Here is a 1,559-nt window from a genome sequence, read left to right as displayed (position 1 = left end):
TGCAAAATATCGCTACAGTAGACGGTGACAATTTAGAAGTTCCAGATAAACCGGAAAATGAAATAATAGTAGAACCTAGAGTTCCAGCTTTAGAATCGAATAAAACTTCTACTATTGCAGAAAAAGCAGAAGGTAATACGGATAAGTCGCACCCAGAAGTTGGGGATGTTCTAACATATACGATTCAAACGCGTAATACGGTAGCAGATAGTCTAATTGAAAATTTAATCATCAGCGATATCATTCCAGAAGGGTTGGTATATGTCCCGGATTCATTGACAGTTGACGGAAAACCTGTCACAGATGCAGTAGGTGACGACAGTGGTTCCAGTGTTGATGGGAACATCCTTACCGAATTTGGTAATGTGTTCGACACCGAATGGCATGCAATTACCTTCCAAGTTATAGTTGGAGAAGGGCAAGCAAGTCAAGATATTACCAACATCGCAACGGTGGATGGCGATAATGTTGATACGCCAGATAAGCCAGAACATGAATTACTTGTCTATCCAAGAATTCCTGTTCTTGAATCAGAAAAGACTTCTAGCATCGTAGAAAAAGGAGAAGGCAATTCGAATGTGGAAGCTTATCAAGTAGGCGATACGATTGAATATACTATTCGCTCACGCAATACCTTGAAAGAAAGTCTTGTGACTAACTTGGTAATTTCGGATGTGTTACCAGAAGGACTTACTTTTGTAGAAGGTAGCTTGGAAGCTAGCCATGAAGGAACGGCTGATTTCGCTAACGGAACAATCACAGGTAATTTTGGAGATGTATCTGATGTGGAATGGCGTACCGTTACGTTCCAAGCAATCATTGATTCCGGTCAAGTTGGAAATACATTGCAAAATATCGCTACAGTAGACGGTGACAATTTAGAAGTTCCAGATAAACCGGAAAATGAAATAATAGTAGAACCTAGAGTTCCAGCTTTAGAATCGAATAAAACTTCTACTATTGCAGAAAAAGCAGAAGGTAATACGGATACGGATCATGCAGAAGTTGGGGATGTTCTAACGTATACGATACAGACCCGTAATACGATAGCAGATAGTCTAATTGAAAATTTAATTATCAGCGATATCATTCCAGAAGGATTGGTATATGTCCCGGATTCATTGACAGTTGACGGAAAACCTGTCACTGATGCAATTGGTGACGACAGTGGTTTCAGTGTTGATGGGAGCATCCTTGCCGAATTTGGTAATGTGTTCGACACCGAATGGCATGCAATTACCTTCCAAGTTATAGTTGGAGAAGGGCAAGCAAGTAAAGATATTACCAACATCGCAACGGTGGATGGCGATAATGTTGATACGCCAGACGAACCAGAGCATGAATTACTTGTCTATCCAAGAATTCCTGTTCTTGAATCAGAAAAGACTTCTAGCATCGTAGAAAAAGGAGAAGGCAATTCGGATGTGGAAGCTTATCAAGTAGGCGATACGATTGAATATACTATTCGCTCACGCAATACCTTGAAAGAAAGTCTTGTGACTAACTTGGTAATTTCGGATGTGTTACCAGAAGGACTTACTTTTGTAGAAGGTAGCTTG

Annotated in this window: 1 protein-coding gene; it reads left to right on the top strand. The window is 40.3% G+C overall.

Going from position 1 to position 1,559, the window contains the following annotated elements; all coding sequences use genetic code 11:
- On the top strand, positions 1-1,559 hold a 1,559-nt coding region (locus TY11_RS12225), incomplete at both ends, for an isopeptide-forming domain-containing fimbrial protein (protein ID WP_042146583.1).

The sequence above is a fragment of the Paucisalibacillus algeriensis genome (genome assembly GCF_000577245.1).
GTDB lineage: Bacteria > Bacillota > Bacilli > Bacillales > Amphibacillaceae > Ornithinibacillus.
Note: the sequence above shows the minus strand (reverse complement) of the source record. Positions and strands in the feature narration are given on the sequence as shown.